At 40.9% G+C, this 18,293-nt stretch carries 22 protein-coding genes and 1 tRNA gene; 10 read left to right on the top strand and 13 right to left on the bottom strand.

Annotation, left to right across the window (positions count from 1 at the left end):
- Position 1: 1 nt before the first annotated feature.
- From rpsR to G564_RS0103685, 3 genes are all read left to right on the top strand, one after another.
- Positions 2–298 (top strand): 30S ribosomal protein S18, encoded by a 297-nt coding sequence (rpsR, locus tag G564_RS0103695; protein WP_029036469.1) that lies wholly within the window; start codon positions 2–4, stop codon positions 296–298.
- A gap of 12 nt (positions 299–310) precedes the next feature.
- Positions 311–760: a 50S ribosomal protein L9 gene (gene rplI, locus G564_RS0103690; RefSeq protein WP_029036468.1), complete on the top strand. Its 450-nt coding sequence runs from the start codon at positions 311–313 to the stop codon at positions 758–760.
- Between the two features lie 164 nt (positions 761–924).
- The gene (locus G564_RS0103685; protein WP_029036467.1) at positions 925–1,398 is read left to right on the top strand and encodes a DUF6495 family protein; all 474 of its coding nucleotides are present in this window, start codon (positions 925–927) and stop codon (positions 1,396–1,398) included.
- A gap of 427 nt (positions 1,399–1,825) precedes the next feature.
- Here G564_RS0103685 and G564_RS0103680 read toward each other — a convergent pair whose 3' ends face one another.
- Positions 1,826–3,064, bottom strand: coding sequence for an ABC transporter permease (locus tag G564_RS0103680; RefSeq protein ID WP_029036466.1), 1,239 nt, complete (start codon positions 3,062–3,064; stop codon positions 1,826–1,828).
- Positions 3,065–3,190: 126 nt separating this feature from the next.
- Here G564_RS0103680 and hisS point away from each other — a divergent pair, with 126 nt between their 5' ends.
- Entirely contained in the window at positions 3,191–4,561 is a 1,371-nt protein-coding gene (hisS, locus tag G564_RS0103675; protein WP_029036465.1) for a histidine--tRNA ligase, read from the top strand.
- 165 nt (positions 4,562–4,726) lie between these two features.
- On the opposite strand, the gene G564_RS0103670 is transcribed toward hisS, so the two are convergent.
- Entirely contained in the window at positions 4,727–5,659 is a 933-nt protein-coding gene (locus G564_RS0103670) for an aldo/keto reductase (RefSeq protein ID WP_029036464.1), read from the bottom strand.
- Between the two features lie 88 nt (positions 5,660–5,747).
- Complete coding sequence (hemG, locus tag G564_RS18505; RefSeq protein ID WP_051205303.1) at positions 5,748–6,317, bottom strand: menaquinone-dependent protoporphyrinogen IX dehydrogenase; 570 nt, start codon at positions 6,315–6,317, stop codon at positions 5,748–5,750.
- 120 nt (positions 6,318–6,437) lie between these two features.
- On the opposite strand from hemG, the gene G564_RS0103660 reads away from it, so the two are divergent.
- A complete protein-coding gene (locus G564_RS0103660) occupies positions 6,438–7,244 on the top strand; it encodes a hypothetical protein (RefSeq protein WP_029036463.1) in 807 nt (268 codons plus the stop codon).
- Positions 7,245–7,366: 122 nt separating this feature from the next.
- Here the strand turns inward: G564_RS0103660 and G564_RS0103655 are convergent.
- Positions 7,367–7,440, bottom strand: a tRNA-Met gene (locus tag G564_RS0103655).
- A gap of 168 nt (positions 7,441–7,608) precedes the next feature.
- Between G564_RS0103655 and G564_RS0103650 the strand changes: the two genes are divergently transcribed.
- Both G564_RS0103650 and G564_RS0103645 read left to right on the top strand, forming a co-directional pair.
- The gene (locus G564_RS0103650; RefSeq protein WP_029036462.1) at positions 7,609–7,995 is read left to right on the top strand and encodes an START-like domain-containing protein; all 387 of its coding nucleotides are present in this window, start codon (positions 7,609–7,611) and stop codon (positions 7,993–7,995) included.
- Between the two features lie 51 nt (positions 7,996–8,046).
- Positions 8,047–8,892, top strand: coding sequence for an aminotransferase class IV (locus tag G564_RS0103645; RefSeq protein ID WP_029036461.1), 846 nt, complete (start codon positions 8,047–8,049; stop codon positions 8,890–8,892).
- Here the strand turns inward: G564_RS0103645 and G564_RS0103640 are convergent.
- From G564_RS0103640 to G564_RS0103615, 5 genes are all read right to left on the bottom strand, one after another.
- On the bottom strand, positions 8,889–9,449 hold the full coding sequence (locus tag G564_RS0103640) for a YqgE/AlgH family protein (RefSeq protein ID WP_029036460.1): 561 nt from the start codon (positions 9,447–9,449) through the stop codon (positions 8,889–8,891). The genes G564_RS0103645 and G564_RS0103640 overlap by 4 nt on opposite strands.
- A 132-nt stretch (positions 9,450–9,581) precedes the next feature.
- Complete coding sequence (locus G564_RS0103635; protein WP_262504834.1) at positions 9,582–9,896, bottom strand: HU family DNA-binding protein; 315 nt, start codon at positions 9,894–9,896, stop codon at positions 9,582–9,584.
- Between the two features lie 142 nt (positions 9,897–10,038).
- Positions 10,039–10,986 (bottom strand): methionyl-tRNA formyltransferase, encoded by a 948-nt coding sequence (fmt, locus tag G564_RS0103625; RefSeq protein WP_029036459.1) that lies wholly within the window; start codon positions 10,984–10,986, stop codon positions 10,039–10,041.
- The gene (locus tag G564_RS0103620) at positions 10,983–12,887 is read right to left on the bottom strand and encodes a RecQ family ATP-dependent DNA helicase (protein WP_037373443.1); all 1,905 of its coding nucleotides are present in this window, start codon (positions 12,885–12,887) and stop codon (positions 10,983–10,985) included. The genes fmt and G564_RS0103620 overlap by 4 nt, the downstream gene beginning before the upstream one ends.
- A complete protein-coding gene (locus G564_RS0103615) occupies positions 12,880–13,416 on the bottom strand; it encodes an AAA family ATPase (protein WP_029036457.1) in 537 nt (178 codons plus the stop codon). The genes G564_RS0103620 and G564_RS0103615 overlap by 8 nt, the downstream gene beginning before the upstream one ends.
- Positions 13,417–13,498: 82 nt before the next feature.
- Here G564_RS0103615 and G564_RS0103610 point away from each other — a divergent pair, with 82 nt between their 5' ends.
- The 3 genes from G564_RS0103610 (at position 13,499) to murA (ending at position 15,867) form a co-directional block, all read left to right on the top strand.
- On the top strand, positions 13,499–13,792 hold the full coding sequence (locus G564_RS0103610) for a YbeD family protein (RefSeq protein WP_029036456.1): 294 nt from the start codon (positions 13,499–13,501) through the stop codon (positions 13,790–13,792).
- Between the two features lie 103 nt (positions 13,793–13,895).
- A complete protein-coding gene (locus tag G564_RS0103605; protein ID WP_029036455.1) occupies positions 13,896–14,534 on the top strand; it encodes a DUF4290 domain-containing protein in 639 nt (212 codons plus the stop codon).
- 16 nt (positions 14,535–14,550) lie between these two features.
- The gene (gene murA / locus G564_RS0103600) at positions 14,551–15,867 is read left to right on the top strand and encodes a UDP-N-acetylglucosamine 1-carboxyvinyltransferase (protein ID WP_029036454.1); all 1,317 of its coding nucleotides are present in this window, start codon (positions 14,551–14,553) and stop codon (positions 15,865–15,867) included.
- A 148-nt stretch (positions 15,868–16,015) separates the two neighbouring features.
- Here murA and G564_RS0103595 read toward each other — a convergent pair whose 3' ends face one another.
- The 4 genes from G564_RS0103595 to G564_RS20560 form a co-directional block, all read right to left on the bottom strand.
- Complete coding sequence (locus G564_RS0103595; RefSeq protein ID WP_029036453.1) at positions 16,016–16,315, bottom strand: HPF/RaiA family ribosome-associated protein; 300 nt, start codon at positions 16,313–16,315, stop codon at positions 16,016–16,018.
- Positions 16,316–16,431: 116 nt separating this feature from the next.
- A complete protein-coding gene (locus G564_RS19790) occupies positions 16,432–16,863 on the bottom strand; it encodes a hypothetical protein (protein ID WP_156879167.1) in 432 nt (143 codons plus the stop codon).
- Positions 16,864–16,888: 25 nt separating this feature from the next.
- Complete coding sequence (locus tag G564_RS0103585) at positions 16,889–17,836, bottom strand: aldo/keto reductase (RefSeq protein WP_029036452.1); 948 nt, start codon at positions 17,834–17,836, stop codon at positions 16,889–16,891.
- 180 nt (positions 17,837–18,016) lie between these two features.
- Positions 18,017–18,293 (bottom strand): hypothetical protein (locus G564_RS20560; RefSeq protein ID WP_037373442.1); only part of this gene is annotated, 277 nt, incomplete at its 5' end.

The following is an 18,293-nucleotide window of genomic DNA, read 5'->3' as shown; positions in this document are numbered from 1 at the left end:
TATGTCATCTATTGAACAACAAGCTAAAGGAAAAAAAGACGGGGAGATAAGATACCTTACTCCGTTGAATATTGAGACCAACAAAGCCAAGAAGTACTGTCGTTTTAAGAGATCGGGTATTAAGTACATCGATTATAAAGATCCGGATTTCTTAATGAGCTTTGTTAACGAGCAGGGGAAATTATTGCCTCGTCGTTTAACCGGAACTTCTTTGAAATATCAGAGAAAAGTGGCTGTTGCCGTAAAACGTGCACGTCATTTAGCATTAATGCCTTATGTTGGCGATTTACTAAAATAAAAAGAGGCTATTATGGAATTGATATTAAAGAAAGACGTTGAGAAATTAGGATTTAAGGATGATGTGGTTTCGGTTAAACCGGGATATGGCCGCAATTTTCTTATCCCTCAGGGTGCTGCTATATTGGCAACCCCTTCTGCCAGAAAAGTTTTGGAAGAAACTTTAAAGCAACGTTCTTACAAAGAGAAAAAGCAAATTGATAATGCAAAAGCTCAGGCTGCAAAACTTCAGGGGCTTGATATAAAACTTACTGCTAAAGCAGGTGCCGGTGATAAGATCTATGGATCTGTAACCGATGCTGACCTTGCTGAAGCTCTTGCAAAAGAAGGTGTAGAGATCGAAAAGAAATACATCACTATTGCAGGTGGAAACATCAAGCGTCTTGGTCAATATGAAGCTACTTTGCGTTTTCACCGTGAGGTGGTTTCTAACTTCAACTTCGAAGTTGTAGCAGAAGCTTAATCGCTGTATAAATCTTATTAAAGCCTGCTTCTAACGGAGTGGGCTTTTTTTATGGAGTAGGCAGTAAGCAGTCGAAAGTTGGCAGTCTTATTAAAGTGAATTAGTGAATATGCAATTAATACAAATTACATTATTCCTTATTCCTTAAACCTTTTACATTAAATATGAAATATTCCCGATTAACAAAAGAACAATTTGAAGAGCTGCACCAGGAGTTTATCAATTTCCTGGCGAGCCAGTCTATTACTGCTTCAGAATGGCAGGAGATCAAGGAGCAGAAACCTGAAGTGGCCGAGCAGGAACTGGATGTTTTTAGCGATCTGGTGTGGGAAGGCGTGCTCAATCAGGCGCAATACCTGGAGCATATATCGGCAAACCAGATCTACCTTTTTAAGATCACAGAATTCACTATTAACCTTATTGCCGTTAAGATCGAGAACGAAGCTGTAGATGTTACCACCCGCCACGGCTATGCATGGCTACAGCAGAATTTAATGGATGACCGGGTTTCGCTTTACACCTCTTCAAAGAACATCAGCGATGACCGGAATAAAGATATTTTTGCACTAATCCGGCAAGGTGCTGTTATTACTAAAGGAGAATTGTATGGATTCTTTGAGAAGCACCTCAATCTCTAAGGGTTCAAGGTTTAAAGTCCAAGGTCCAAGGTTTGTGAGTCGGAAGTGCGCAGTTTTAAGTTGGCAGTAAAGAGATTTTAAGACTTTGAAAAAGTCAATCCCGCAACCCGACTCTTGCAACCTGCAACCTGCAACAAAAAATGACTAACCACTGATCACCGACCACTGATCACTGTGCGTAAACAGTTGGCAGTCTAAAGTTGGCAGTAAAATTGTTCAAACTTGCGCGATAATTAACCTACAACCTGCAGCCCTGGCACAAAAAGACTAATCACTGATCACCGACCACTGATTACTGTGAGTAAACAGTTGGCAGTCTAAAGTTGGCAGTAAAATTGTTTTAAAACTCCGCGGCACTAAACCTACAATCTGCGACTTGTAACCAGAAACCTGTAACAGAAAAACTGCCAACTAATTACTGCCTACTTTATTCGTATCTCAATGACTCAATAGGATCCTGTTTAGCTGCTTTGGCAGCAGGGTAGCTTCCGGCAAGTACTGCTACAATCAAGGTGATCACCGTTGCCCAGATTACGGCAACCCAGGGAGTGGCAAAATTGAATCCCGCGGCTTTGGATACTGCGAAGCCAATTAAAACTCCGAATAATATTCCGAGTACTCCGCCCATTTGTCCGATGATAAGGGTTTCCATAAAGAATTGCATGGCAATGGTATTCTTCTTGGCTCCTAAAGCTTTTCTTACCCCAATTTCCCGTGTGCGTTCACTTACAGAAACCAACATAATATTCATAAGTGCAATAGAGGATCCAAAAATGGTAATTATGGAAATGATCCATGCGGCAAGATTGAGGTATTGTGTGATAGAAAAGATCCTGTTGATAAGATCGTCGCTTTTGGCCAGTCCAAAATTATTTTCTTCTACCGGGCTTAGTGCGCGGATATTTCTAAAGGTCATGATCGCCTCATCCTGGGCTCCTTCAAGTAATTCCTTGTCATCAACCCGCACACTGATGTTGTAATTGATATTAGGTGCTGTGAAGATTGACCTTGCCACCTGAACAGGGATCAGCATCCTTAGGTCCTGATTGTTTCCAAAAGTTGAACCTTTGGATTCAAGCACCCCAATAATCCGGAATTTTACTCCCCTAACCGAAATTATTTTATCCAAAGGATCTTCTCCTTTCAGTAAACCATCCTTTACATCGGCCCCAATAATAGTAACGTTATTGTTGTTTTCAATATCAAAAATATTGAAATCCCTACCTGCTGCTATATTGAGCCCGGAATTGTTGACATAATTCTCATTCACTCCGAGCACGCTCGCTTCAGGATCTGTCTTTTCATTTTCATATTTAATTTCGGCAGATGAGGTTCCGGTAAAAGAGATGGAAGTTTTAGTTTGCGGAAATTCGTATTCGTCATTAAAAGCCTTTACCTCCCTGTAACCGATAACAGGATTTACTTTATCCCGACTCCCGCCGTTGATCCTGATTTGAGAATCATAACGCTGAAGGTTAAAAGTATTTGCTCCCATAGAGGCAAAATCGCTGGTAATCGTATTTTCCAGGGCAGCCACGGCACTTAAAATCCCTACGAGGGCTGTTATCCCAATAGCTATGATCAATACGGTAAGGACAGTTCTTAAGATCTGGCTTTTAATGGAAAAGAAGGCAATACGGACGTTTTCTTTAAAAAGTGGAAACATTGCTAAGTTTCGGTTTAACAGTTAGACGCATTTGCCTTTTGTATGTTACATAAAATGTGAGCAAATGACAGCATTTGCATTCCTTTAATTTTTCAGATATTTGCAGCAGTAAAGAAAAAGATTAAAATGGCGCAAAAACCTTCCATTCCCAAAGGTACCCGGGACTTTTCCCCGGCCGAAGTAGCAAAAAGGAATTATATTATTCAAAACATAAGGGAGCAATTTGAGAAGTTTGGATTTCAACCAATAGAAACTCCAAGTTTTGAGAACAGCGAAACTCTTATGGGAAAATATGGAGAGGAGGGCGACCGGCTTATATTTAAGATCCTTAATTCCGGGGATTTCCTGAAGAAGGCCGATGCAGATGCCTATGCGCAACAGGATAGTATAAAGCTGACTCCTTCTATTAGCGAGAAAGCTTTACGGTATGATCTAACTGTTCCCTTTGCACGTTACGTGGTGCAGCACAGGAATGAAATTGAGTTTCCTTTCAAACGATACCAGATCCAGCCGGTATGGAGGGCAGACAGGCCTCAAAAAGGGCGTTTTAGAGAGTTCTTTCAGTGTGATGCAGATGTTGTGGGAAGTGACAGCCTGTGGCAGGAGGTGGAGTTTGTACAGCTGTATGATGCTGTATTCACTGCCCTGGATCTTAAAGGAGTGACTATTAAGATCAATAACAGGAAGATCCTTTCAGGTTTTGCTGAAGTTATTGGAGAATCTGATAAGTTGATCGACTTTACTGTCGCATTAGATAAACTTGATAAGATTGGAGAAGAAGGTGTAAAGAAGGAAATGCAGGAGAAGGGGATCTCTTCTGAAGCTATTCAGAAAATCCAGAAGGTTTTTGGCTTAAAAGGCAGCTTTTCAAAAAAAATCGAAGTTTTAAAAGACATTTTAGAGCCTTCAGAAATAGGGAGGAAAGGCATAGAAGAACTGGAATTCATCAATAGTGCAATTCAGGAACTGCAGCTAAACACCGCAAACCTTGATCTTGATGTCACCCTTGCCCGCGGACTCAATTATTATACAGGAGCAATATTTGAAGTATCAGCACCCGAAGGTGTCGCTATGGGCTCCATAGGTGGTGGCGGCCGTTACGATGATCTCACGGGTATCTTTGGGATGAGCGGCGTGAGTGGGGTAGGAATCTCCTTTGGTCTGGACCGTATCTACCTCGTGCTTGAGGAACTAGGTCTTTTTCCTGAAACTGTGGCTAGGAATATTCAGGCGCTGTTTATCAACTTCGGAAATAAAGAAAGTCTTTACTGTCTTAAAGCTATTAAGGAACTTCGCGCCGGCGGAATTGCTGCCGAGCTTTATCCTGAAGAAGCTAAAATGAAAAAACAAATGGCTCACGCCAATAAACGTGATATTCCATTTGTTGTTCTCGCAGGTGCAGAGGAAATTGAAAACAGCAAATTTACCCTGAAGAATATGAAAACAGGAGAGCAGTCGGCTGTTACGCTTGAGGAGTTGGTTACAAAACTGGTTTAAGGTTCAAGGTTCAAGCACCAAGCACTAAATTCCAATCAGAATTGCTCACTCAAACAAATCTTGAATCTTGGTTCTGTTTCGTGCCCGCAACTCGTAACCCGCAACCGGTAACTTCCAAGCACCAAATTCCAATTCCAAAAAGTGGCTGGTTTTTAGTGGTATTTATCACGACAGTCTCTCTAACTCTTCAGGAGTCAATTCTAAACCGATTGCCTGATCAAAGGCTTTGAGGTGACTTTCTTTCGTGGCACTTGCAATGGGTGCTGTTACGGCCGGTTGATGAATAAGCCAGGCCAGAGCTACCGCAGCATTGGACACCTGATGGTTTTTAGCTATCTCATCCATTTGCTTTAAGAGGTTAAGACCTTTTTCATTGAAATATTTTTTCACCATTTCCTTGCGGTCTCCCTGCAGGTCCTCTTCCTTCCTGTATTTTCCGGTAAGGAATCCGCTGGCGAGCGAGAAGTAGGGCATTACCGCCAAATCGTATTCTTCGGCAATTGGCCTGTAATTGTATTCGAAGTTCTCACGTTCCACCAGGTTATATTCCGGCTGCAGGACTTTGTATTGGGGCAGGTCATTATGTTCTGCAGCCTTAAAGGATTCCCGTAGCCGGGCAGGAGAGAGGTTTGATGCACCTATGTTCCTGATCTTACCTTCTTTTAGTAACTGCTGATATGCTTCCAGGGTTTCTTCTACGGGAGTGGCTTCATTATCCCAGTGGGTAAAGTAAAGATCTATGTAGTCGGTTTGCAACCGCCGCAGGGAATCTTCTGCAGCCTTCAGAATATATTTTTTAGAAACGTCCCGACCTTCTTTGCCTGGATTTGAACCCACTTTTGTTGCAATTGAGACCTTGTCTCTAAGACCTCTGTCCTTCATCCATTTCCCGATAATGGTCTCACTTTCTCCGCCACTGTTTCCCGGCGCCCAATGTGAGTAGGAGTCGGCAGTATCTATAAAAGTAAATCCTCTTTCATAAATTTTGTCAAGCAATTTCAGGGATTCCTTTTCATCCAGTGTCCAGCCGAAAACATTACCGCCAAAGACTATGGGTGGTGTTTGAAGCTTTGTTCTTCCCAGTTTTTTCTTATCCATTTTTGTTGTTTTACCTTAAAGATACAAGTAAAGCCGGGAAATGGAAAATTGTATGGCTGTTTCCATACGAGCTTTACAGAGGAGAGGATCAGGAAGTAACTATTTCTTTTGGGTTTCCGCTCTTTATTGACTTATTTAATTGTAAGACTTTTTCTCCAAAGATGCGTACCCGTTCCCAGTCTGTGTATTCGATGGGTTCTTTGGTTGAAGTAGGGCCATGGGTGAACTTCATAATGGCTTTGATCATTATCCTGTCAAAGAAACCGTACTTACTGTAGTCGAGACAACCGGCAAAAACATCGACGAGATCTGGTTTCCAGCTGATGGTATCGAGAAATTTAATGACATAGGGATTAGTGTCGGGCTGATTCTTGTCTGATTTACGTGCTACCAGATTTACAGAAAAGAAGGCAGCCCTAATCTTCTCTAGCTCTTCCTGATGTTCATTTATAAAGGCCGTCACCAGCTCATTATGCTTTCCATAGCGAATGCTGGCACCGAGAACAAGTGTGTCAAAATTGGAGACATTTTGCTTAAAATCTGCTAAAGGAAATACAGAAACCCGAAAGCCACCTTGTTTAACCTGAGCTGCCAGGGATTCAGAGATCTTTTTCGTTTGCCCGTCTACTGTAGAATAAAGAATAATAATATTTTTCATAGGCCCGTTTGAGAAGTTGCAGAATTCAAGGGCTTCAGGTCTGTCTTCTGTATTATAAAAATACGAAATAGACAGAATTATAGTACATTCGACTTCATTTTTTATCAAATAATTTTCAAAATGCGTAGCAGAAATTTTTTACTTCTCCTTCCGGTTTTTTTAATCTTAAATTCAGTTTATTCTCAAAAATCCCTTTTGGATTATATGGTGAAAGACGGGGACACTATTTTTGGAGCCATTAGGAGCAATGGCACCAAAAAGCTTTGGCTTTACGAGAAAATAGTTTCAGATAATGAGAAAATAAGTTATCAAAAACATCGGTTGAAGGGCGCAACTGTGTTTCGGAAGGACGGCGAAGTTTATTATTTGAAAAAAAATGTAAATCAAAAGAGATCCATTTTTAAATCTAAAGGCTGGTATAAAAATTACAACACTTTCACCCCCGATTTACAGGATTATGTTGTTACTGCAAAATATGATACAATTTATGGAAAGATAAGCGGCTACAATGGAAGAAGATTGCGGTTTAGGGATCAGCAAAACGAAGAAATAAAATTTAAGGAAGATGATATTCCTGCTCTAAGGTATAACAGCAGGATATATAGATTTAAAGAAAAGCAGCTGACAGGATATGGGGATGACAAAGATTATTATCTCATGTTGCTGGTAGAAGGGAAGGTCAATCTTTATGCTCACCATTATGGAGATGGATTCAAAACCAGGCGCTTTTATTATATTGAAAAAGGAGACAAATTAGTGAAAGTACCTACCTCGGGTTATGGTCATATTCTGGAAGAAATGTTTGCTGATGCACCGCAATTAATTGAAAGATTGCGGGCCAGGGAATTCACACCCGATAATATGGTGCTTATTGTTAAGTTGTATAATGAAGGAAACGATGATTTAGACACTCAAAATTCTTTTTGATCTTTATCTACTATATGCTGTTCAGCATATAGTGCCATAAATAGAAACGGTTTTTCTATGTCATCCAAATATAAAGAAGGAATAGGATAAAACAAAAAAACCCCTGAAAAGGGGTTTTTGAGTAGCGAGAACGAGATTTGAACTCGTGACCTCCGGGTTATGAATCCGACGCTCTAACCAACTGAGCTACCTCGCCGTTTGCGCCTGGAGAAAGCGGCTACTGGCCATCTGCTTTCTTTTAGCGGGTGCAAATATAAAAACATTTTGTCTTGCTACAAACTATCTTTTCGGAATTATTTATTTTGATTTCTTTTTAGGTTTGCAATTAATAATTATATTGCCCGAAACTAATCAAAACCGAAGAATGGACGATAAGATTAAGTATGAAATGGAATTTCCAATCCAGGCTTCCCCATCATTGTTATACAACTATATTGCAACTCCTTCCGGCTTAAGTGAATGGTACGCCAATAATGTAAATTCACGTGGAGAAATGTTCACTTTTATGTGGGATGGAAGTGAAGAGCAGGCAAAATTACTGAGTAAGAAATCAGGAGAAAGAGTCAAATTTCGCTGGGTTGCAGACGAGGATACGCCTTATTATTTTGAACTTCGCATACAGGTGGATGAAATTACAAAAGATGTTTCTATCATGGTGACAGATTTTGCTGAAGAAGATGAGGTTGATGAAGGAAAAATGCTATGGGAAAACATGATCTCCGATCTCAAACAAGTCTTGGGATCAGTTTAAAATTCCTTGAATTTATAGTACCTTGGCCCGTCTAAAAAACGGGCTTTTTTTATGGTTAATATTAACGGCGAACTGGTACCACAGGATCAGGCATCCTTATCTATAAAGAACAGGGGCTTTGCCTATGGGGATGCTGTCTTTGAAACGATAAGGGTTCTTAACGGAAGAATTGTATTTTGGGAAGATCACTACTTTAGGATGATGGCTTCAATGCGTATCATGAGAATGGAGATTCCTCTTAATTTTTCTCCCGAATTCCTGGAAGCTGAAATTCAGCAAATAGTCCGTGAAAATGATCTTTTTGAGAGTCAGGCCCGGGTTAAATTTACTGTTTTCAGAAAGGAAGGCGGATTTTACACTCCTACTACAAATGAAACGGAATATTTAATAACCGCCGAAGCCTTAGCCGAGCCTTTTTACCTGTTGAATGAGGATTTTTACGAGGTAGAACTTTTTAAGGACCACTATATTGCTGCAGGTTTGCTCTCCACCTTAAAGACCAATAACCGGGCAATTAACGTACTTGGAAGTATCTTTGCAAAGGAGAATGATTATCACAACTGTCTTTTGATCAACGAACAAAAAAATGTGGTAGAGGCGCTCAACGGAAATTTATTTCTGGTAAAGGATAACGTAATTAAAACTCCTCCTTTGACCGATGGATGTTTAAAAGGAATTACCCGCGGAAAGATTTTGGAGATTATAAAGAAACTGCCCGATTATTCTTTAGAAGTAGCATCAATCTCACCTTTTGAACTTCAAAAGGCCGATGAGATGTTTATAACCAATGTGGTGATGGGAATTCAGCCGGTAAGTAAATACCGGAAAAAGGAGTACAAAGCCGAAGTTTCCAAGACACTGCTTGGCAGACTGAATACTTTGGCCAGGCTGAGTTAATTATAGGAGGGATTTTCGGGAGCATTTGACCAGATCACATAGGAACCTCCAAGCTGCATCATTTTATCTTTCCAGAACGTGCGTGGCTTGCGATTTAGAATATCCTTATGATCATGATTTTCTGCTACGATCCATGAGTGTGCGTTAAGTTCTTCATTGAGTTGTTCATATTCCCATCCGGAATATCCGAGGAAAAATTTGATTTCATTTTCACTTATGAGGTGTTCATTAATGAGACCCTTGACAACTTCAAAATTTCCACCCCAGTAGATTCCACTGGCGATCTCAATACTGTCGGGGATCAGATCAGGCACTTTATGAATGAAATAAAGGTTGTCCTGTTCTACAGGACCACCATTATACACTTTAAAGTTACCCTCTATATCCGGTAACAGATCCCTGAGAGTAAAATCAAGCTCTTTATTAAGGATAAAGCCAATAGAGCCGCTTTTGGTATGATCGGCGATCAATACCACAGACCGGTTAAAAGAAAGATCTCCGGTAATGGCAGGCTCGGCAATTAATAAAAGTCCTTTGGCAGGTTTTAATGTAGTCATGTTTCGATAATTTCCCGATCTTTCTATTAAACTTAAAAAAATATTGTGCAGGTTGAAACGTTAGCCTGAAATATTTAACAAAAAAACTCTCCCAATTGGGAGAGTTTAGTATTTCGTTAGCTTTTGTGGGAATTAGTTCACAGCTTTCTGTAAGTCTGCACCAGCTTTGAATTTCACAACATTCTTAGCGCCGATTTTAATAGTTTTTCCGGTTTGTGGGTTTCTTCCTTCTCTGGCTGCTCTTTTAGATACTGACCAGGATCCGAAACCTACTAAAGAAACGCGGTCTCCTTTTTTAAGGGATTTCTCAACATTTTCAAGGAAAGATTCTAAAGCTTTCTTTGCAGCTGCTTTTGAAATTCCAGCGTTTTCTGCCATTGCATCGATTAAATCTGTTTTGTTCATAATTCGAGTTTTTAAATAGTTGTTGGTTAAACTTTTATTAATTTGCTCTACAAATTTATATGGAATTCTTTCCCATGCAAGTAATATCAAGGGAAAAGCGGGTTATTGTTAATAACTTCAGTAAATTGTTGATAACCTTTGTTGATTTTTCCGAAAATGCGCCCATATCAGCATTCATAAGGGTTTAGAACACTTTAGCATTTGGAAAGAATTCATAACCATTTAAAAGATCCTGTACCGCCATTTTTCTTTTGCCTGGAAGCTGAATTTCCTTCAGCAGCAAAAAGCCGTTTTTCACCGATACTTTCACCGTTTTTCCTTCCTGTAGTATTTTCCCTGTCTGCTCTTCATGTTCCGCAGGTTGAGGTTCGCTGTCATAGATCTTTAGCATCATTTCATCATTCCCATTCTTGAGCAAGGTCCAGGCGGTAGGATAGGGGCTAAGACCCCGAATAAGATTATATATATCTTCTAAAGATTGGTTCCAGTCAATCCGCGTGTTATCCCTGCTGAATTTATATGCCGATCTGAGATCACCTGCTTCCTTCTGAGATGTGGTAAAGACTTCTCCACTTTTTATAGCCTCCAGGGTCTTAAGAACCAGTTGCGCACCCGCTACCATAAGTTTGTCATGTAAACTACCGGCAGTCTCGGTGGGTAAGATGCCAACCTTCTGCTGCATGATCATAGCTCCTGTATCAATTTTCTCATCTATAAAGAAGGTAGAGACCCCGGTCTCTTTTTCGCCGTTAATAATGGCCCAGTTAATTGGAGCCGCACCGCGATACTGAGGTAGCAGGGAAGCGTGGAGGTTAAAGGTGCCATATTCCGGCATTTTCCATACTACTTTGGGCAGCATTCTAAAAGCGACAACCACCTGGAGATTGGCATCAAGAGCCTTTAACTCCCTTAAAAAACTTTCAGCTTTAAGATTTACAGGCTGCAGAATTTTAAGATCATGCTCCAGGGCATATTTTTTTACAGCCGACTCCTGTAGTTTTCTCCCCCTTCCGGCAGGCTTATCTGGTGCGGTGATCACTCCTACGACTTTATATCCTGCTTCTACGATAGTTCTTAAAGTCTCAACCGCGAAATCTGGCGTTCCCATAAACACAATTCTCAAATCTCTCATAAGTGCTTTAGTTTATATTTTTTTGTTGGAGTGGTAGTAAGGGCATCCTTTTCTACGAGTACCCGTAATACCTTTATTATATGAGGTTCCGGAAATGGTAATGTTTCAGTCATTTCTCTGGAGGTGAATTCTCCTTCCTGCAGCAATTCAATTATTGCGAAGTATATCTTTTTCATCTCTTCTCTGCTAAGCTTCGTTTCTAAGCCCTGGCACACTGAACAAATTCCGCAGGAAGAAGTGTTCTTTTCTCCAAAATATTTCAGCAGCTGTTCGCTCTTACACTGCCTGTCATTTTCTACATAGTTAAGAACCTGCTGTATCTTTTCTGTTTTTGTCTTCTCCTGAAGCCTAATGTATGGAACGAGGGGATTTATTGTAATATCATCCTCGCGCGGCACCAAAAAAGTAATTTTTGTATCGTGCTGGTCGTGTTCAAATTCTGCTATTCCTTCCTTGTGCAGTTGCTGAAGGAGTTTTGCCGCCTCCTGTACAGTAGTTCCTGCTTTTCCTGAAACAATTTGCAGGTTGATCTCTACGGGACTATCAAAAGTTCCTCCATAGGTACGTAAAATAGCTTTTGTTACCGAATCGAACTGGGGATTGGCCTCCAGATAAAATGTAAGCTGTTTTCCTGAAGTCAGAAAATGTATCCGTGTCTTTTTTTGAAACTGTTCCGAAAAGCTGAGGACACTTGCCCTGTCCAGGAGAAGAATTGAATTATATGCGAGTAGGGTGTTTAACTGATATTTCTGGCAAAACTGGTAAAAGTTGAGGTAGAAATCCTCACCCTCACCCTCACCATAAGCAATTCTAAAGTAGGTGTTAAGTTTCCGGTACACCAGTCGAACCATTTCAACATCGGGCAAGGTGGCTAAAAACTGATTTTTCAACAGGGGGATATCACTCTTATTGGTAAGAGTAACTGCCTTCGCCGGTTTTCCGTCTCTACCCGCTCTTCCTGCTTCCTGAAAATAACTTTCAAGGCTCTCCGGCAGGTTCATATGGATTACGGTACGAACATTTGGCTTATCAATACCCATCCCGAAGGCACTGGTGGCTACCATGACTCTTTTCTCCTCCTTAAGCCATTGCTCCAGCCGCTTTGATTTTTCTGCCTTTGTGAGTCCGCCGTGGAAAGAGGTGGCAAAAATGCCTTTTTTGACCAGGTATTGTTCCAGCTCAATAGTAGCTTTCCTGGTGCGAACGTATATTATTCCTGACTCCTCATGTGCTTTAAGCAGTTGTTCCAGGTAGTAATTTTTATCCTCTGCTTCTCTTACGATGTAAGCAAGATTTTCTCTACGGAATGACTTCTGAAGGATCTTTACATCTTTAAGCGCCAGTTGCTGAGCAATATCCTTTACCACCGGAAGCGTTGCTGTAGCAGTAAGTCCCACCATATTTACATCAGGTTTTAATTCCCTGAGGATGGATATGTTTCGGTATGCCGGCCTGAAATCATGACCCCACTGGGAAATACAATGCGCCTCATCTATGGCGATGAGATTTACCTGCATCTGCTTTATGCGCTCCTGTACGAGCTCCTGCTGTAATCGCTCGGGGGAGAGATAGAGGAATTTGTAATTTCCGTAGATGCAGTTGTCCAACATGGTATCCACCTCCTTAAAAGGAATGCCACCGGTAAGTGCCATGGCCTTGATGTTTTTCGCCTGCAGGGCTTTTACCTGGTCTTCCATTAAAGCAACAAGAGGGGAGATCACTATACAAATTCCCGGCTGTAGCAGAGCAGGAACCTGGAAACACAGGGATTTCCCGCCACCTGTGGGTAAAAGGGCAATTACATCCTTATTATTAAGCAGCTCTAAAATGATCTCCTTCTGCAGGGGGCGAAAAGTTTCGAAGCCCCAGTACTGTTTAAGTATTGCTTCCGGACTAGACAAGATGGTCTAATATAAAGGAAGTGCGCTCTGTGACAGAACCCTGTGGAACTTCCACAGGCTGGTAGCCGTGTTGGAAATAACTCCGTGCGAGTTCATCATGAATTTCAACAGCCTGTTCGTAACTCTCATAGCGCTCATTATCTTCGGTGTAGATCTGCTTCCATGGTGGAAGAATAAAAACCTGGTCATAGATATACTCCCTGCAAACTCGATTGAAAACCGGGGGATATTCATTTCCGAAGTAGTTCATGTAAGCAACAACATCAGTGACTCCGCGATCCAGAAAAACAATATTCGATTGTTTTTCTTCGGCTTCTTTAAATTGTTTGATGCGCCCTTCAAGAAGCATCTCACTAAATAAAAGCGGATCCTTTAAAAATAACTGATCAATTCCTTTTTTCTGAGCTTCTCTTGTGATCTCCCGGGAAACTTCGTGCAGGCAAAAATAGCCATGGTTTTCCAAAGCTTCTATAACAGAGGTCTTACCGGTCCCGGGACCGCCGGTAATTACGATCTTTCTGGTTTTCACGCGGCAAATTTCGGCATTTGGATCCGATTTAAAAAATGGATTCTAAAATGTATCTTTGCAATACTAAAGAAGAAGAAAAATTATGAGCGAAGCGCAAGATCCGGAAGAATTTTACAAGAAATTAAAGTCTCAATTACTGGATACTTCAAACTGGCCGGCTATCTATCTCTTTAAATTCATTGTACCTACCAATCCACAGAAAATAAAGAGTATAGAAAACATTTTCGACAATCTTGGTGCTGTAATAAATACGAAACAGTCCAAAAAAGGAAGTTACACCAGTGTTTCTGTAAATGTGAAGATGAAAGACCCCGATGCGGTGATTGAAAAATATAAAGAAGTGGCCTTAAAAGTGGAAGGCGTGATCTCTCTTTAATAATTATTGTATAAATATTGGAGGAAGCTTATTTCCTTAATATATTTTTTTAATTTGCAGTCGATAAACTTCTGCAGTATATTATCACCTAATATTATTCATTTTGACAAACGAATTAGAATATAACTCCGAAAGGAGTAAACTTATCATTCCTGAATATGGAAGACATATTCAGAAAATGGTGGAACACGCCGTGGAGATCCAGGATGATGAAGAACGTAATAAAGTAGCCCGCGCCATTATTTCTGTCATGGGTAATCTTAATCCGCATCTACGTGATGTGCCCGATTTCCAGCATAAGCTTTGGGATCAGTTATTTATCATCAGTGATTTCAAACTTGATGTTGAGAGTCCTTTTCCGAAGCCTTCAAAAGAAATGCTGGAAGAGCGCCCGGAACGCATGACTTATCCTCAGAACTTTCCGAAGTATCGTTTCTACGGAAACAATATCAAGAGGATGATCGATGAGGCCAATAAGTTCGAAGATGGTCCCGAGAAGGACGGTCTTATTTATACCATTGCCAATCACATGAAGAAATCTTACCTGAGCTGGAATAAAGACTCGGTAGATGACAAGGTGATCTTTGAACATCTCAGAGAATTGAGCGGTGGTAAGATCAATCTGAAAAACACAGATGAAGATCTCAGCGAAGCTTCAGAATTATTAAGGAGCAACAAGAAATTCGCAACAAAGAAACCAGCAAAAAAAACGCACCGGCCAAGAAGCCGTAAACGCCATTAAAATTTCATAATTCTCTATGGGAACTTTTCAAATTGAAGGAGGGCATGCTCTAAAGGGGGAAATTCAACCCCAGGGAGCAAAGAACGAGGCTCTTCAAATACTTTGTGCCGTACTGCTAACACCCGAAAAAGTTACAATAAATAATATACCCGACATTCTTGATGTCAACAAACTCATCCACCTTTTAAGGCAGTTGGGAGTTAAAGTGGAAAAGATCAAAAAAGGCACTTACACCTTTGAAGCCGACGATCTTGATCTTAACTATATGAAGAGTGAAAAGTTCAAGGAAGAGGGAAGTGGACTTAGGGGTTCCATCATGATCGTGGGGCCAATGCTGGCAAGGTTTGGACAGGGTTATATTCCGCGCCCCGGAGGTGATAAAATCGGGCGGAGAAGACTTGATACCCATTTTGAAGGCTTTATAAAACTTGGAGCCGACTTTCGCTACAATAAAGAAGAACGTTTTTATGGGGTGGAAGCTCCAAAAGATGGGCTGAAAGGGACTTATATGCTTCTTGAAGAGGCTTCGGTAACCGGAACGGCAAATATTGTTATGGCTGCTGTCCTTGCAAAAGGAAAGACCACTATATATAATGCTGCCTGCGAACCTTATTTGCAGCAACTCTGTAATATGCTTAACAGCATGGGTGCGAAAATAACGGGTGTAGGCTCTAATCTTCTGGAAATCGAAGGAGTAGAATCCTTAGGAGGTTGTACGCATACAGTTTTACCCGATATGATCGAGATCGGTTCATGGATTGGCCTTGCTGCCATGACGAAAAGTGAGATCACGATCAAGAACGTGGGGTGGGAGCATTTAGGGCTCATCCCTACAACCTTTCGCAAATTAGGGATCAAACTGGAAAAACGTGGGGAGGATATTTATATTCCTGCACATAAGGATGGTTATGAGGTGCAGAGCTTTATAGACGGTTCCATCATGAGCATAAGTGATGCTCCCTGGCCCGGATTTACGCCGGATTTACTGAGTATAATGCTGGTTGTTGCAACCCAGGCAAAAGGAGATGTGCTTATACATCAAAAGATGTTTGAAAGCCGACTTTTCTTCGTGGATAAATTGATTGACATGGGAGCGAAGATCATTCTTTGTGACCCTCACCGCGCAACTGTAATAGGACATAATTTTGAATCACAATTAAAGGCTACGACTATGGTTTCTCCCGATATCAGGGCAGGAATCTCTCTTTTGATCGCGGCACTTTCTGCCAAAGGAACTTCAATTATTCATAACATTGAACAAATTGACAGGGGTTACGAAAATATCGATGAACGCCTGCAGGCAATAGGAGCGAAGATCAAGAGAGTAGCTTAAATTTGAATCAGGATCGCTGCGCCTGCCTGCGGCAGGCAGGCTTCTAGAAGCTAGAGCCAAGACTAAATAGATAAAAAAGGCTGCCCGAAATATGATTTTCGGGCAGCCTTTTTTATTATTCCTTATTCCTTAAACCTTATTCCCTGGTTTAATGGCTTTGCATTTCGGCTTTACGTTTCTTCAATTGCTTCTCTAAATCCCTTACGGTTTCGGCAGCAGCAGCCTCGAAACTATCGGCATTTGATGAGGCGTGGATCTTCGGCCCCGGTAAGCTTAATTCGATCGCGCAGGTTTTTCCTTCTCCATTAGTGGACTTCTCTTCTCTAAACATTACATCTGCTGAAATTATCCAGTCATATTTATTTTCAAGTTTATCTAGTTTCTTCTGTACCAGCTGCTCAGCTGATAGTTTTGTTTCTGTTTGTACAAATTGAATGTTAGTCTTCATAATCTCCTGTTTTATTACTTTAATTAATTAGCCTTAAGATACCAAATTTGGAAATAACCGGACCCGGTTTATAAAAATTATAACTTTGTAAAAAGGCTTTTTTTGCTGCTCTTAACTTAGTCCGGAAGTTGGGAAACGACTTCGGAAAAGCGGATACTCCCATCATTCTGTAATTCATATTCGTAGATGCTTTTCCCCTGTATATGCCCATCATCATAAATGGCAAGAACCCAGTCTTCTGTCAAAACCTGCACGAGCCTAAACTCCATAGTACCGCCCAATACCCCATCGAGCGGAATCTTATCCTTTTGCTGTTTTAAAGCATTGGAAATGTATTCCTCTGGTTTCGAAATTGTATCAAACTTTCTTCCAAAGAAGATTGGATAACCTGCAGCCAGCTCATTCTTTTCGATAAGGTGCCGGAGGGAGTCATTTACCTCCCGTTGCTGAACCAGTTCCCGGGAAAGAGAATCCGCCTGGTTTCTGCTGATTTCTAACTGCCTGTCGTCCTGTTTACAGCCATAAAAGCCCGAACATACAAGTGTCAAAAATGTGATTTTCAGCAGACATTTTTTACAGATCATAGATGTTGTCATAAGGATTCCCCGGGGTAACGAAGAATTCTCCGTTAACATAGCGGAATTCGCGGTCAATACCGGCAATTTTCTTCATATCTTCTTCATCCAGAGGAAGCTTTTCGCTTTCCAGATTTGAAATAATGTGTTCTTTAGAAGTGGATTTCGGAATTACCGCAGTGCCGCGCGCCACAGCCCATTTTATAAGGACCTGAGCGGGAGAAGCGTTGTGTTTCTTTGCTATTTCCATAATGGCCGGCTCTTTTAGCAGGGAAGGTTCGTTTTTAGCTTTCATTTGTTCACTGCGATCGCCGCTTCCTAAAGGAGAATAGGCAGTACAATGAATATCGTTTTCCCTGCAAAACTCCAGCAACTCATGCTGCTGCAGGAAGGGATGTAATTCCACCTGATTCATTTCGGGCACCTCATCACTTTCATTCATGAGATCCCTTAATTTTTTGTTGCTAAAATTGGATACTCCTATATGTTTTACCAATCCCTGTTCTTTAGCTTCGATCATTGCATTCCAGGTCTCTATAATGGGCACTTCCTCAAGAGAAAGATAATCTTCATCTTTTGAAGGAAATGAAACCCCATGTTTAAAGGCCACCGGCCAATGGATGAGATAAAGGTCCAGATATTCCAGTTGCAGGTCTTTTAATGTCTGTTTTAAAGCAGGGATAACGTGCTCTTCTTTATGGGAATCATTCCAGAGTTTTGAGGTGATCCAAACTTCTTCCCGTTTGACCTTTCCTTCAGAAAAAACAGTACTCAATGCATTACCTATTTCAGCTTCATTACCATAAGTAGCGGCACAGTCAATATGCCGGTATCCATTATTAAGGGCAATTTTTACTGCTTCTTCAACTTTTCCTTTTTCAGATTTCCAGGTGCCAAGGCCAATAGCCGGCATCTCGTCTCCGTTCTTAAATTTTAGCGTTTCCATGATCTTAAAATTAATACCTGAAATTAAGGAGGAAAAGTCGCGCAGCAAAGGAATTATGTACGTTTAGCAAAAAATTAGTGTTCAGCTCTCGGTATTCAGTGTTCAGGAGAACAAAGACCTTGAACCTTGAATCTTGAGTCACCTCTAAAAAGCCTAATTTCGAAAAGCTCTGAGAGGCTACTATTTGACGATTAAATTGTTGTTTCTTATTTGCATTATGATAAACGAGAAAATCAGAGGATTTTTAATGTTTAGAAGGTGAAAAAATCCAGAAAATAAAGAGTTTTGGGATTTCCCGGGACTCCAGGGACACATTTTCTCCATGTTTTTGGCTATCCTCACTAGATTTATCCACATTCCGCGGGCAAATGCCCACATTCGGTTCTTGATGAGCCCCCGATACCTGGTTTTTTTATTTCTAATGTTTACCACAAACTGAAATATAGTGGCTTCTACA

It is taken from the genome of Salinimicrobium xinjiangense DSM 19287, from assembly GCF_000423585.1.
Lineage (GTDB): Bacteria > Bacteroidota > Bacteroidia > Flavobacteriales > Flavobacteriaceae > Salinimicrobium > Salinimicrobium xinjiangense.
Note: the sequence above shows the minus strand (reverse complement) of the source record. Positions and strands in the feature narration are given on the sequence as shown.